The sequence below is a fragment of the Mesorhizobium sp. Root157 genome (assembly GCF_001427385.1).
Classification (GTDB): Bacteria; Pseudomonadota; Alphaproteobacteria; order Rhizobiales; family Rhizobiaceae; genus Mesorhizobium.
In genome coordinates, this window is sequence record NZ_LMGJ01000001.1 from 83,269 (window position 1) to 96,930 (window position 13,662).

13 protein-coding genes and 1 tRNA gene are annotated in these 13,662 nt (G+C 60.3%); 10 read left to right on the plus strand and 4 right to left on the minus strand.

The genetic code is table 11. The features are described 5' to 3' along the window. Positions 1-98 precede the first annotated feature (98 nt). Positions 99-1,010 (minus strand): ornithine carbamoyltransferase, encoded by a 912-nt coding sequence (gene argF / locus ASD64_RS00390; RefSeq protein WP_056098984.1) that lies wholly within the window; start codon positions 1,008-1,010, stop codon positions 99-101. 13 nt (positions 1,011-1,023) lie between these two features. Next, positions 1,024-2,217, minus strand: coding sequence for an aspartate aminotransferase family protein (locus tag ASD64_RS00395; RefSeq protein WP_056098987.1), 1,194 nt, complete (start codon positions 2,215-2,217; stop codon positions 1,024-1,026). 353 nt (positions 2,218-2,570) lie between these two features. On the opposite strand from ASD64_RS00395, the gene ASD64_RS00400 reads away from it, so the two are divergent. Then, the gene (locus tag ASD64_RS00400) at positions 2,571-3,089 is read left to right on the plus strand and encodes a GcrA family cell cycle regulator (protein ID WP_056098990.1); all 519 of its coding nucleotides are present in this window, start codon (positions 2,571-2,573) and stop codon (positions 3,087-3,089) included. 681 nt (positions 3,090-3,770) lie between these two features. Continuing rightward, entirely contained in the window at positions 3,771-5,738 is a 1,968-nt protein-coding gene (locus ASD64_RS00405) for a glycosyltransferase (RefSeq protein ID WP_082549798.1), read from the plus strand. Positions 5,739-5,990: 252 nt separating this feature from the next. On the opposite strand, the gene ppk2 is transcribed toward ASD64_RS00405, so the two are convergent. Next, positions 5,991-6,893 carry a polyphosphate kinase 2 gene (gene ppk2 / locus ASD64_RS00410; RefSeq protein ID WP_056098992.1) on the minus strand — a complete coding sequence of 301 codons (903 nt, stop codon included), beginning with the start codon at positions 6,891-6,893 and terminating at the stop codon, positions 5,991-5,993. Between the two features lie 95 nt (positions 6,894-6,988). Here ppk2 and ASD64_RS00415 point away from each other — a divergent pair, with 95 nt between their 5' ends. From ASD64_RS00415 to ASD64_RS00445, 7 genes are all read left to right on the plus strand, one after another. Then, complete coding sequence (locus tag ASD64_RS00415) at positions 6,989-8,257, plus strand: ATP-binding protein (RefSeq protein WP_056098995.1); 1,269 nt, start codon at positions 6,989-6,991, stop codon at positions 8,255-8,257. Positions 8,258-8,388: 131 nt separating this feature from the next. Then, complete coding sequence (gene phoU, locus ASD64_RS00420; protein WP_056098996.1) at positions 8,389-9,114, plus strand: phosphate signaling complex protein PhoU; 726 nt, start codon at positions 8,389-8,391, stop codon at positions 9,112-9,114. Between the two features lie 82 nt (positions 9,115-9,196). Next, positions 9,197-9,673 carry a ferritin-like domain-containing protein gene (locus ASD64_RS00425; RefSeq protein WP_056098999.1) on the plus strand — a complete coding sequence of 159 codons (477 nt, stop codon included), beginning with the start codon at positions 9,197-9,199 and terminating at the stop codon, positions 9,671-9,673. A 384-nt stretch (positions 9,674-10,057) separates the two neighbouring features. Continuing rightward, entirely contained in the window at positions 10,058-10,510 is a 453-nt protein-coding gene (locus ASD64_RS00430; protein ID WP_056099002.1) for a MarR family winged helix-turn-helix transcriptional regulator, read from the plus strand. 40 nt (positions 10,511-10,550) lie between these two features. Further along, positions 10,551-10,952 (plus strand): DUF1398 domain-containing protein, encoded by a 402-nt coding sequence (locus tag ASD64_RS00435; protein WP_056099005.1) that lies wholly within the window; start codon positions 10,551-10,553, stop codon positions 10,950-10,952. A gap of 13 nt (positions 10,953-10,965) precedes the next feature. After that, positions 10,966-11,403, plus strand: coding sequence for a hypothetical protein (locus ASD64_RS00440; RefSeq protein WP_056099008.1), 438 nt, complete (start codon positions 10,966-10,968; stop codon positions 11,401-11,403). A gap of 143 nt (positions 11,404-11,546) precedes the next feature. After that, positions 11,547-11,879 (plus strand): DUF6790 family protein, encoded by a 333-nt coding sequence (locus ASD64_RS00445; RefSeq protein ID WP_056099012.1) that lies wholly within the window; start codon positions 11,547-11,549, stop codon positions 11,877-11,879. Between the two features lie 107 nt (positions 11,880-11,986). Here ASD64_RS00445 and ASD64_RS00450 read toward each other — a convergent pair. Beyond that, a tRNA-Arg gene (locus ASD64_RS00450) sits at positions 11,987-12,063 on the minus strand. Between the two features lie 538 nt (positions 12,064-12,601). Between ASD64_RS00450 and ASD64_RS00455 the strand changes: the two genes are divergently transcribed. Next, positions 12,602-13,561, plus strand: coding sequence for a DUF1402 family protein (locus ASD64_RS00455; RefSeq protein WP_056099015.1), 960 nt, complete (start codon positions 12,602-12,604; stop codon positions 13,559-13,561). Positions 13,562-13,662 lie beyond the last annotated feature (101 nt).

The following is a 13,662-nucleotide window of genomic DNA, read 5'->3' on the forward strand; positions in this document are numbered from 1 at the left end:
GGCCATCCCCTCGACTAGAGGGCACGCCTCGGGTGGTCAGTTTTTCAGGTGATGCGCCGGAGATAGGCATCACCATTCCCGGGTTCAAGCGCCGCTGCTCAATCGCCAAGGCACCAGGCGAGCACGGCTTTTTGCGCATGCAGCCTGTTTTCGGCCTCGTCGAACACCACCGAATGCGGGCCGTCGATAACTTCGTCGGTCACTTCCTCGCCGCGATGGGCCGGCAGGCAATGCATGAACAGCGCGTCCGGCTTGGCTTTTGCCATCAAGGCGGCGTTGACCTGGTAAGGCAGGAAAACATTCTCGCCACGCGCCCGATGCTCCTGCCCCATCGACACCCAGCTGTCGGTGACGATGCAATCGGCGGCAGCGACGGCTTCCTCGGCGGTCCTGGTGAAGTTCACCTTGCCGCCATTGGCCCGCGACCAATCGACAAACTTCTGCATCGGCTCGCTGCCGGGGGGCACGGCCACGTTGAGATTGAAGCTGAAGCGGGCCGATGCCTCCATCAGCGAATGCAGCACATTGTTGCCGTCGCCGCTCCAGGCGAACGTCTTGCCGGCAACTGAACCGCGATGCTCCTCATAGGTCAGCATGTCGGCCATGATCTGGCACGGATGGGTGTCGTCGGTCAGGCCGTTGATGACCGGGATCGTCGCGTTCTCGGTCAGTTCGATCAGCCGGTCGTGCGAGGTGGTGCGGATCATGATCGCATCGACGTAGCGCGACAGGACCTTGGCCGTGTCGGCAATGGTCTCCGAGCGGCCGAGTTGCATTTCCGTGCCGGTCAGCATGATGGTTTCGCCGCCAAGCTGGCGCATGCCGACATCGAACGATACGCGCGTCCTGGTCGATGGCTTGTCGAAGATCATCGCCAGCACCTTGCCTTCGAGGGGCTTGGTGCGCTCGCCGGCCTTCAGGCGCGCCTTGCGGGCGGCGGCATCGTCCAGAATGCCGCGCAGATCCTGATCCGAAATAGCGGAAAGATCGGTGAAATGGCGAAGGCTCATCAATGATTTCCAGCTACTTTGCGGCCGTAAGGGCCTCGGCAAGGCTCTTGGCGCCTGCGCGAATGCGGGTGAACCCTTCCTGGATCTCCGCATCGGTTACGGTAAGCGGCGGCAGCAGGCGAATGACGTTGTCGCCTGCCGGCACGGCGAGCAGCTTGTGGTTGCGCAAGGCCGTGTTCACCTTCGCATTGGGCGCCGCGCATTTAAGGCCCAGCATCAGGCCGCTCCCACGGATGCCTTCGATGATCTCGGGAAATTCATCGGCGATCGCCGCCAGCCCCTGCTTCATCAACAGCGCCTTGCGCTGCACATCTTCCAGAAAGCCCTCGGCCAGCACCACGTCGAGCACCGCATTGCCGACGGCCATGGCGAGCGGATTGCCGCCGAAAGTCGTGCCATGGACACCTGCCGTCATGCCCTTGGCGGCTTCGTCGGTGGCGAGGCATGCGCCCATCGGGAAACCGCCGCCGATACCCTTGGCGATCGCCATCAGGTCCGGGGCAACGCCGGCCCATTCATGTGCAAACAGCTTGCCGGTGCGGCCGATGCCGCATTGCACTTCGTCGAAAATCAACAAAAGGCCATGCTTGTCGCACAACTGCCTGAGACGCTTCAGCGACTGTACCGGCATCGAGCGGATACCGCCCTCGCCCTGCAGCGGCTCAACGAGGATGGCGGCGGTTTCGGCCGTAATCGCCTTTTCGGCGGCATCGATGTCATCGAACGGCACCTGGTCGAAACCATCGACCTTGGGGCCATAGCCCTCAAGATATTTCTGTTGGCCGCCAGCGGCAATGGTCGCCAGGGTGCGTCCGTGAAAAGCACCTTCGAAAGTGATGGTGCGAAAGCGCTCCGGATGACCATTCGCATAATGATAGCGGCGGGCGGTCTTGATGGCGCATTCCAACGCCTCCGCGCCCGAATTGGTGAAAAACACCTTGTCGGCGAAACTGGCCTCGGCCAGCCGCTCGGCAAGCCGGCTCTGATCGGGAATCTCATAAAGATTGGAGACATGCCACAGTTTGGCAGCCTGCTCGGTCAGCGCAGCCACCAGATGAGGATGGCTGTGCCCCAACGAGTTCACGGCGATGCCGGCGGCGAAATCCAGATATCGCTCACCCTTATCGGTGATCAGCCAGACACCTTCGCCTCGATCGAATGTCAACGGGACACGAGCAAAGGTCTCGTAAAGCGCCGAACCGCTCATTATATGCGTCTCCGGAACCGGAAAATCAAAAAGCCGCCCACGCGGCGGCTTTAGCGGCTTATCATGTTTTTCAGCCACAGTGTCAACGGAAACGTGGCGATATACGCGACAAGCCATTCCCCCGGGTAAGCCCTATGCATCAGCAGATGGGCAAGTTGGGGAAAACCGAAAAAACCGATTCGTGTTGCCCTTGGGACTCTTGTCACCGAGTCAACACGTAGGGTATTTGTGAGCAGGAAATAACTAGATTTCGTGCGGCGGATCTAATCACCCCAGTATATGTGGTGTCGGACTGGCTTTTGCCAGAACGAGAGGGGATTCCAGAATCGCACGGTTCAAAGGAGCGCAGTCTCATGAACTGGACTGACGAGCGAGTAGAACTCTTGAAAAAACTGTGGTCGGAGGGCTTGAGCGCCAGCCAGATCGCGGCGCAACTCGGCGGCGTCAGCCGCAATGCCGTCATCGGCAAGGTGCACCGGCTGAAACTGTCCGGCCGGGGTCGCACAAGCGCTGCGCCCGCACGCCAGAAAAAGACCTCTCAAGGCGCAAGTGTCAGCAAGTCGGTTTCGCGGGCGGCCAGCACCACGCGTCATGTCACGACCTCGATTGGTGCGACCGCGCTGCAAATGCAATTCGACGCCGAGCCTGTCGCACGGCAATATCTGCGCCCGGTCGAGAACGTGGTGGTGCCGATCTCGCGCCACCTGAAACTGGTGGAACTGACGGAACGGACCTGCAAATGGCCGAACGGCGACCCCCTGTCGGAAGAGTTCCACTTCTGCGGCAATGACGCGGGCGAGAGCGGCCCTTATTGCGGCTATCATTCCCGCATTGCATTCCAGCCGGCTTCGGAGCGTCGCCGGGTTCGCTGAACACAGCAGGCAGGAACGGGAATTGCGCGGCCAAGGCCAAGACTGTTCCCGCCTGCTCCGACCAAGAGCGCGTCGCGATCTTTCAGATTCGCTGGCGCGCTCTAAGTGTTTGTTTTTATGCATGTCGTTATTCCGAAACCGGTTCTCGCTTTCGGGCGAAATGCAGCTAGGCCTGCTCGCGCGCCTTTCCGTACTTTCCACATATATCAATTCGACCATAGGCTGATGGTACGATCCAGATCGCACCACTACGATCCAACCCGTGAATTGGAATGGGCCTGGGTCGATGCGATGAGACAGCCACCGCGTGCGCCTGTCCTGTTGTACGCGTTGCAGCAAATTGAGCTGACGCTGGCGGCACTCTTGCGCCGAGCCATCGCGATATGGCCATCCGAGCGGGCGATGGCATTGACACGCCGCTGCAGCTTGAACCCCAAAAACAAACTCGCACCGATGTCACACAGCCGTGGCCGGGCGCATGGCGTTCAATACGGGCTCCGGCGGTCGAAGCCTCCCGTAACTGCAAGGAGGATGTTGATGATGAAACCCATGTAGGGGGCGCGTTTCTGCAAAGCCATTGGCATTTGCCGATCCGCGCCCCTGAACACGGAAGGAAGGACAACGTGCATTCTGCTATTGGCCGGGGGGCCGTCCTTTGGCAGCGAGGGCTGGGGGGATACTATGCAATCGTCCTCTACGGGCGTCGGAAGGGACGCGCAGCATGCCGCGCGCGAGGGGAAGTCCGCGAATTCAAGTGAACATCCTGCATTCGTCTCACGTCAAATTGCCTATCCTGAAGTCGATGAATGGCAATCGGTTCTCGCAAGAATTTCCATACCGCGAGAGACCGCCCTTGAAATAGCCGCCGATGCGCGAGAAGCGGGCAGCGATTTTGTCTCCGGCCTGCTTGCGTCGGGGCTTGTCGGGCAAACCGACCTGACCAGGGCAATAGCCGCTGATCTGGGCCTGAAAGCCATTACCGACATCGACCCTGAAAAATTGGTCGTCAGTGACGAGCAACTCGTGACGCTGTTGCACGATGGCGGGGGCCGCCTTCCGGTAAAGCTGTTGGAAAAGGATGGTTCGGTTTCTTTCCTGATCCCTTCCAGGCGTGTCCGCCTGAACTGGATGCGAACCTATATCCGATCCCATTTGGAACTGACCAATTACCTCAAGATCGCCGATGCCGACGACTTGCACGCAGCAATCACGCAACGGGCTCGCCCGCTTCTTGCCCGGATGGCGGTCAGCGGACTTTCCGATCGGTTTCCCGATATGTCGGCCCGCGTCGTCGCCAATGCCTGGCAAGGAACGGTGGTGGGAATTGCCGTGACGGTGCTGCCAGTCGGCTTCGTCCTGGCACCAGGCCTCCTGCTCGCGCTTTTGCACGGCTTCGCCACATTTTTCTTTTTCGCCTGCGTGGCACTCAGATTTGCCGCCGTGGCGTCGGTGACGATAGGCAAGCGAGCGCAGCGCATCGACACGCCCAAGGGCGATGTACCCGTCTATTCCGTACTGGTCGCGCTCTATAAAGAGGCCGACATCATCCCCGACTTGCTTGCGGCGCTGGATTGGATCGTCTGGCCGCGCGACCGGCTGGAAATCAAGCTGGTCTGCGAAGCAGACGACGCCGAGACGCTTGCCGCCATCAATGCGCGCCCGCTTCCGTCCCATATCAAGGTCGTGGAAGTCCCGTCGGTCGGACCGCGGACCAAGCCGAAGGCCCTCGCCTATGCCTTGCCGATGACAAGCGGCGAGTTCGTTGCGCTCTACGATGCCGAGGATTGGCCCGATCCGATGCAGCTTGCGGAAGCATGGCAGAAGTTTCGCGAAAGTGGCCCGGAACTGGCGGTTCTGCAAGCACCGCTCGAGATATCGAACATGACGGAATGCCTCATCGCCCGCATGTTCGCCTTTGAATACAGCGCACTTTTTCGCGGACTTTTACCATGGCTGTCGCGCCACCGGCTGATGCTGCCGCTGGGTGGCACCTCCAACCATTTCCGCCGCGCCGCGCTGGAGGCGGTCGGAGGCTGGGACCCGTTCAATGTCACCGAGGATGCCGACCTGGGCACCCGCCTGGCCCGCTTCGGTTATCGGGCCGCGACCATTTCCGCGCCGACCTATGAGCAAGCGCCGAAAAAGCTGTCGGTGTGGCTGCCGCAACGCACGCGATGGTTCAAGGGTTGGGCGCAGACATGGCTCGTGCACATGCGCGACCCGGTGAAACTGGCCACCGATCTCGGACCACGATCCTTCATGATCGCACAGGTGCTCTTCGCCGGCATGCTGGCTTCTGCGCTGCTTCACCCCCTGCTGCTGCTTACATTCGCCGTCGGCCTAGTCCAGTTGTTCCTGTCGGCTTCGCCGGCTCCCATTCACTCGGGCCTGCTCATCATCGATGTCATCAACATCACATGCGGATATCTTTCATTCCTGCTGCTTGGCTGGCAGACGCTGGCGAAAGGCCAGCGCCGCGGCTTCTGGAAGATCGTCGCGTTTACGCCGATCTATTGGGCCATGATGTCCTATGCAGGCTGGCGGGCCGTGCTGCAGTTGTGGCGGCATCCCTTTCACTGGGAAAAGACACCGCACGAACAGGTGCAACCGGCTCTTGATCATCGGACCGATGCTCAATCAAAGTATTAGGTCGTGAACTCATAAATCTGGTCGAAATGGTGTGAGGCCATCTGTTCGGATACGCGAAGAAAGAGCGCAGGAAATGTCATTCATTTTCAAGCTCTTTCGACAAAGTCGCCGGGCAGATGGGCCACATCCTGCGGACACCTGGAACGGCTGCAAGCTGCCGTTCCAAGGTGCCATTTCGATTACATTCATGAGTCCACGACCTAGCAGCCATGCCCTCCGCCCCGGCCGGAAGCGCGCAGGCACCGTTCGCGCCTACGCCAGCAGCAGCGATGCGCCTTCGTCGATGATCTTCTTGTCCTCTTTGCCGATGACATCCCGATCGCGCCCGTCATATGGCAGCGACAACAGCACCCGGCGGATGGCTGACAGTCGTGCGCGGCGTTTGTCGTTGGCGCGCACGACGATCCATGGCGCTTCCCTGGTATGGGTTCTTTCGATCATGAGATTGCGCGCCTTGGTGTAGGCGTCCCATTTGTTCAGGCCGGCGATGTCGATCGGCGAGAACTTCCAGTTCTTGAGTGGACTGTGGCGCCGGTCGTGGAACCGCTCCAGTTGCGTTTCCTGGCCGATGTCGAGCCAGAACTTGAACAAATGGATGCCGTCGTTGCGGATCATCTTCTCGAAGCGCGGCGCTTCATCCAGGAAGTGTTCGTGCTGTTCGGGTGAACAGAAGCCCATCACCGGCTCGACTCCGGCACGGTTGTACCAGGAGCGATCGAAGGTGACGAAGTCCCCCCTGGTCGGGAAATGCGTCACATAACGCTGGAAATACCATTGGCCGGTTTCGGTCTCCGTCGGCTTGGTCAGCGCCACGTTGCGCGCCGTCCTCGGGTTCATGTATTGGCGCAGCACGAAGATCGTTCCGCCCTTGCCTGCCGCATCGCGGCCCTCGAACAGAGCAAGGACGCGCTGGCCGGTCCGCTGCAACCAGGCTTGAGCCTTCACCAGTTCGATCTGCAGCGCTTCCAGTTGCGATTCGTATTCATCGCCCTTCATCTTCTTGTCGTAAGGATAGCCTCCGGCCGTAAGCTTGTTGTCCTTGATCCAATCAGGAAGGTCCGGATCGTCGATATTGAACTCGCGCTGCTTGCCTGCGACCGAAATTTTCAGCGGCCCGGCCGCCGCTGTCACAGCATTGTCATTGGAGTTTTTCATTCAGGCGAACCTTTCCAGTTGGAAAGTTCATGCTATTGGGGGCCTCGGCACTGGTCCAGAGTGAATTTGGCGTGCCGGCGAGCCTTGGGGCGCGTATGAGCGATGTGAATGGTCAGCGACAGAATTGGGGCCGGCTTGCCTTGGCGCGCTTGCGGGCCTGCCGCTGGCTGCTGGCAGTTGCCGCCATTGCGGTGATTGCGGCTTCTGCATTCGCCGACCTGTCCGCCTTTGTGGCGCCACTGGCCATCATCGCGCTTGTCGCTGCGGCGGTGGTTTTGCCGCAGCCCGCCGAACGGCTCGCCATGGATGGCGCCGCTTTCGCGGAGGCTGGGCCATTGCCACAGCTATCGGCGGAGAACCTCGCCGCAGCCGTTACCGATCCATTGATCGTGTTCGATCGAACCGCCACGATCATCCACGCCAACGCCGCCGCCAGTTCGATCTTCGGCAACCTTGCTGCCGGCATGTCTTTGCCGCTCAAGTTCCGGGCGCCTGAAATGCAAGTGCTGATTGACGAGATCCTTGCAGGCAGCGTGTGGTCCCGGACCATCGACCATATCGACAAGTTGCCCGTCGAGCGCGTCTATCGGGTCAGCGCCTCGGCCATCGGCCATGGCACCGGTCTTTACGTGCTGGTGTTCAAGGACCAGAGCGAAGCGCGCCGGATCGACCGCATGCGTGCCGATTTCATTGCCAATGCCAGCCACGAAATGCGCACGCCCCTTGCCTCGATCGCAGGCTTCATCGAAACGCTGCGCGGCCCCGCCCGCAACGATCCGGCGGCTCGCGAGCAATTCCTGCAGATCATGCAGAACCAGACGAAACGCATGGCCCGGCTGATCGACGACCTTTTGTCGCTGTCGAGGCTGGAGATGAAGCCCTTCCTGAGGCCGGGCACCCGCGTCGATTTGCGCGAAGTGGTCGAAAGCGTCATCGATTCCCTGGCGCCGCTGGCCAAGGACGGCGCTCTTGCCGTAGAACGGGATTTTGCGGAAGGTCCGCTGGAGGCTCCGGGCGACCGCGACGAACTCTACCAGGTCTTTGAAAACCTTCTCGAAAACGCCTGCAAATATGGACAAGCGGGCGGACGTGTCATCGTGTCCATCGCCCGCAGCGACAAGGGGCCCGAGCCGAGCATCGACGTGACCATGCGCGATTTCGGTCCCGGCATAGCTGAAGAACACATTCCCCGCGTCACCGAGCGCTTCTACCGGGTCGAAGTCGAAACCACCCGGCCGCAAAAGGGGACGGGTCTGGGCCTTTCCATCGTCAAGCACATATTGACGCGCCACAATGCGCGCCTGTCCATCGAATCGGAATTGGGCAAAGGCGCGGCCTTCACCGTTCATTTGCCGACAAACTAGCCTTGCCGGCCCGCAGGCTATAGTCTGCATGGAATCTGGCTGCCGCACCCATTCGCGCAATTGTCATGCGAATGGCGTATCAGCCCAGATTCAAGAGGCCGATTCACCAAAGGTCCCGGAGGCTTTCGCGCATGCAGTCGTTACACATCGTCAGCGCCTACGACGAGGAATTGAAATATCTGTCGAAGCGTATCGCTGCGATGGGAGGTCATGCCGAGCGCATGGTGGAACAGGCGGTTGCCGCACTTGTCGCTGCCGACGCGGAGCTTGCCCGCAAGGTTGTCGGCGACGACGCCGTGCTCGACGAGGGACAACGCGAGATCGACGACAAGGCCATCCTTCTCATCGCCAAGCGCCAGCCGATGGCGAAGGATTTGCGCGAGATCGTCGGCGTCATCCGCATCTCCGCCGACCTCGAGCGGGTCGGCGATCTGGCCAAGAACGTCGCCAAACGGGTCGCTTCCGTGGCTGACGGGCGTCAGCCGACCTCGCTGTTCAGGGGCATCGAGGCGCTGGCGGATCTCGCTCTCACCCAACTCAAGGAAGTCCTGGACGTCTACGCCTCGCGCTCGGTCGATACGATCAGTTTCGTGCGCGACCGCGACGACCAGATCGATGCCATGTACACGTCGCTGTTTCGCGAACTCCTGACCTACATGATGGAAGACCCGCGCAATATCACCTCCTGCACGCATCTTTTGTTTTGCGCCAAGAACATCGAACGCATCGGCGACCACGCCACCAACATCGCCGAAACCATCTACTACATCGTGACCGGCGAGCAGATGCCGGCGGAACGCCCAAAGGGCGACAAGACCGACCGCATCGTCATCCAGGCCGAAGCCCTGCCGAAGTAGCCCACCGAAACCCGACAGCAATATGGAACGAATCGGCAGCCTGTTGCTTTCTCTCCAGCAATCAACCCAAGGAGAGACTTCTGTGAAGACACTTGCCGAACTGTTCGAGCACACCCTTCAAGATGTGTATTACGCCGAGGGCGCCCTCACCAAGGCGCTGCCGAAGGTTTCGAAGGCCGTATCCGACGCGAAGCTGAAAAAGGCGGTCGATGAGCATCTTGAGGAAACCAAGGGGCAGATTTCCAAGCTCAAGAAGGTGTTCGAATCGATCGGCAAAAAGCCGGAAGGCGTAAAATGCGACGCCATCGAGGGGTTGATCAAGGAAGCGGACGGCCTCATGGAGGAAGCGAGCGGCACCGCCCTGGATGCCGGCCTTCTCGCTGCGTCACAGGCGGTCGAGCACTACGAAATCGCCCGCTACGGCTCACTCCGGGAATGGGCAAAGACACTTGGCCATGAAGACGCGCACACGCTTCTGAGCGAGATTCTTGACCAGGAAAAGGCGGCGAACAACAAGCTCACCAACCTTGCCGTCGCCGGCATCAACAAGGCCAAGTAACGACGGGATCCGAGCCCGACGCATGGCGGCGGGCTCATTTTTCCTCAGCCTCGACACCGGCTGTCATCCTGGGCCTGGCATTTTTCGAGATTTCGAGCAGGCTTGGGTTCTTGAGAGTTTTGGCGCGCCCGACAGGATGGAACCGAGAACTCTTATGTGATTGTTTTTACGATGTGATTTTGACTTTGGTGGTCTGCAAGCTTCTTGCAGCGGCGATCGTTCCCGTGTTTCAAACGGATTGGATATGCCTGAACACACCCTATCGGGAGACCGACCGGGCGGGCCGCGAACATCACTACATCGATCCCGTTTCATTCGGCCCCAAAATTCTTGTTGACTAGGAAACTTAGTTGAACTAGTTTCCTAGTCAACAGGAGATGCGTCATGACCTCGGCTTCGGAACTCACCGACCACACCGGCTACTGGATGCGAATGGTGTCGAACGCCGTGTCGCAGGAGTTCGCGCGCAAGGTATCGGGCGAGGAGGTCACCGTCGCGGAGTGGTCCTTCATGCGCGCACTCTACGACTGCGAGCCGACGCCCCCGTCCGTGCTGGCGGAGAAGATGGGCATGACCAAGGGGGCTATCAGCAAGCTTGCGGAAAGGCTGGTGGCCAAGGGATTGGTCGAACGCGCGGAAAGCCAGGAGGACAAGCGCGCTCACAGCCTGTCCCTTACGACCGAGGGCCGGGCCAAGATACCCGTCCTGGCGTCGCTTGCCGACAAGAATGACGCTGAGTTCTTCGGCGTTTTGACGAAGGAAGAGCACGAAGCGCTCGACCACATTCTGAGGGTTCTCGCCGAACGGCGCGAGCTAAACGCAACCCCGGTGGACTGAACCGCCGGCCAATTCAACATTGAAACGAAAGGAAACCGCCATGGACGCGGAACGGATTTCTATTGCCAAAACTTGCCTCCTTGGGTCTCGCAATGGAAGCCTGAGCTTTCCGGAGATTGTCGGAAAGCTGATCGCCGCCGGCTTCGAGGGCTATCTGGTCGACTATCGCCGCAACAGCCAGACCGACTATCTGCCTGACGGAGACAGTGTCACGATGGACATGCATCCCTCCGCCGGCACCGTCGCCGCTGCCCTCGATGCCGCCGAGGTCGAGCGCCTGGTGCGTTGGGCGCAGGCCAATCCCGCCGACTACAGCTACGTCGCCTTCTGCGAAAAGGTCAAAGCCGCCGGCTGCGCGGGATACCTCGTCTCGTTCCCGGGCCGGCGGGTCGTTTATTTCGGCCGTACCGCCGAAACCCATGTCGAGCACTTTCCAAAGTGACGGGGTACCAGTCATGACACCTTCCGGATTTTTCATCGGCGGAGCCATTCCCGCCGTCTGCCTCGGGCTGGGCACTGTGCTCATGCGGGCGAGCCTGGGCGCCGGCGCATCCATTCCCCTCTATCTGGGGGTCGTTGGCAGCGTCGTGGCCCTGCTCGGCTGGTCGGCCTTCATCTGGACAGGCGGCGCAGTACTTTCGGCCCGGTCCGTGATGCTCGCCGCCGCGATGGGGACGACCTGGACATTGGCAATTGCTTGCATGGCCTATGGGATAGGCGTGCTCAAACTGCCGGTTTCCGTCATCGCGCCATTGACCAACAGCAATGCCCTGATCGCCGTCCTTGTCGGCGGCGTGGTCTTTTCCGAATGGCGCAACCTCAATCTGTCGCTCGTCGCCCTCGGTACTCTTTTGATCTGCGCCGGGGCGACGGTCATTTCCCTCTCACGTTGAGGATGTTCCATCATGCTGGCTGATCTGATCGAAGCGACCGTTACATTCGTGATGTCGAACTATTCGCTGAGCTTCCTCGTGCTCGGGCTGATCGTCTCCCTTGTCGCGATTGCGCGATCGGGGCTTTCATCGACCGGCCGCTTGTGGTCGAAAAGCTCCTCGCCTGGTACGTCTTCTTCGGCATCGGCATCGACAATTTCTATAACTTCGTCATGCACGTGTTCTTCGGCAAGCTGTCCGCCGAGTTCATTGGCTGGGCCGACAACGTTCCAGTTCGAGGTCGGAACCGCGAGCCTTGGCTTTGCCGCGGTCGGGCGTCGGCGGCCTTCCGGAGCCATGATCTGCGCCTCGCGGCCGTACTCGGCCCTAGCGTCTTCACGCTGGGCGCGGCGGTCGGCCATCTCTATCAGATGGTGACCGCGCATAACTTCGCACCGGGCAATGCCGGCTCAAAAGCGGCGCTGATCGCGGCCTAGCCGAACCAACTAGGCCCCGATTGGCCCCGATTGGCCCCGAGATTGACGCCGCCGATCGAGCCCGACAATGCTGAGGTGCCCAGTTCTATTCTGGAGTGGTGGAAAACTGGCGCACCCGACAGGATTCGAACCTGTGACCTCTGCCTTCGGAGGGCAGCACTCTATCCAGCTGAGCTACGGGTGCTTTCGGAATCTAACGTGCGATCCAGAAAACGGTTCACCGCCGAAGCGGTCGACTGAGGCTTCTTAGCGGAAGCAGCGCAGCGCTTCAACGGGGGAAATGGAGTTGGCGCTGCCCTGGGAGCTCTTCGGTCAATGGAGTTCAAATTTCCTGGCGTGGGCCTTGCTGGCGTCGAAGGACGCCTTGACCCCTAGCTCGCGGCGGGTGCGAGCCTTGCCCTGGCGATGCACCCTACCCCCAAAGCACGCTGGGGAGGAGAAGTTGTCATTCGCGTTTCGTCGACGCACGCCGCTGCCGCTGGATGATTTCCTTTACGGCGCTGCAGCGAATGATCCCCACCACCAGGTCTGCAAGATACGGGACGAAGTTGCCGTACCGACGGCTTTGAACGCACGGTGGCGTTCAACAGAAACCGCCGCACGCGCAAGGTGTGGCGAAATGGAAGCATCGTGTCGTCTTTCGCGTCTTTCGGCCACACAAGCCTCGACTCGCCAATGCACTTTTCCTAGGTTGCGCCGCACGTACTCCCGAGCGGCACCTTATGAAGAAACTGGCCCTAGTCGTTTTAAGCCTCATCGCGACAGCAGCCGGGCTGCCGGCCCATGCGGCCGCTGTCGTGCCGGTCGGCAACACTTCTGCGGAACAACCGCCGATCCCGGGGGCCTCCTCGCGACGCACCCAAGCCACCAATACGACATTCCAGGCCAAATACCGCAAGATCTATGGCCTGCTGAAGAGCGACGCGGTCCTTCGCGGCAAAATCAAAGGCGCCGCCGCAGCCTACGGCATCGAACCCATCCACATCGTGGGAGCGATCGTCGGCGAGCACACCTACAATGTCGATGCCTATGACAGGCTGCAGACCTACTACGTGAAGGCCATCTCCTATCTCTCCAGCCAACTTACCTTCGCCTACAACGGCGAGGACGTCTCGAAGTTCGTGCAGCGGCCGGAATTTGCCGATTGCGCCAGCCGATCGGGCAGCTACGAGCTTTGGGAATGCCGCGAGCGTGTCTGGAACCGGTCGTTCCGCGGTAAAACCGTCGACGGGACCAGTTTCCCCAACGACCGCTTTGGCGCCACATTCTTCCAGCCCTACTATGCCGGGCAGACCTTCGGCCTCGGTCAGCTCAATCCACTGACCGCGCTACAGATGAGCGACCTCGTGCACAAGGTGTCCGGCCTGCCGAAGCTCGACGTCAAGGATCCGAACCAGGTCTACAAGACCATCATGGATCCCGACCTCACGCTTGCCTATGTCGCCGCGACGCTCAAGAAAGCGATCGACACCTACAAGAATATTGCCGGTTTCGATATTTCTCAAAATCCCGGACTGACCGCGACGCTGTACAATGTCGGCGACCCGGAGGCCCGCGCCTATGCGCTTCGGGCTGAAAACGAACGCCGCAGAACCGCTGGCGAGACTCAGAAACTGCCCGAAGAGAATTATTACGGCTGGCTGGTCAACGACAAGCTGCCGGAACTCGAGGCGCTTTTCTAGAGCGCGTCGCGATCTTTTAGATTGGCGCGCTCTAAGTAGCTGTTTCTATGCATGTCGTGATCCCGAAACCGGTTCCCGCTTTCGGGCGACATGCATCAGAG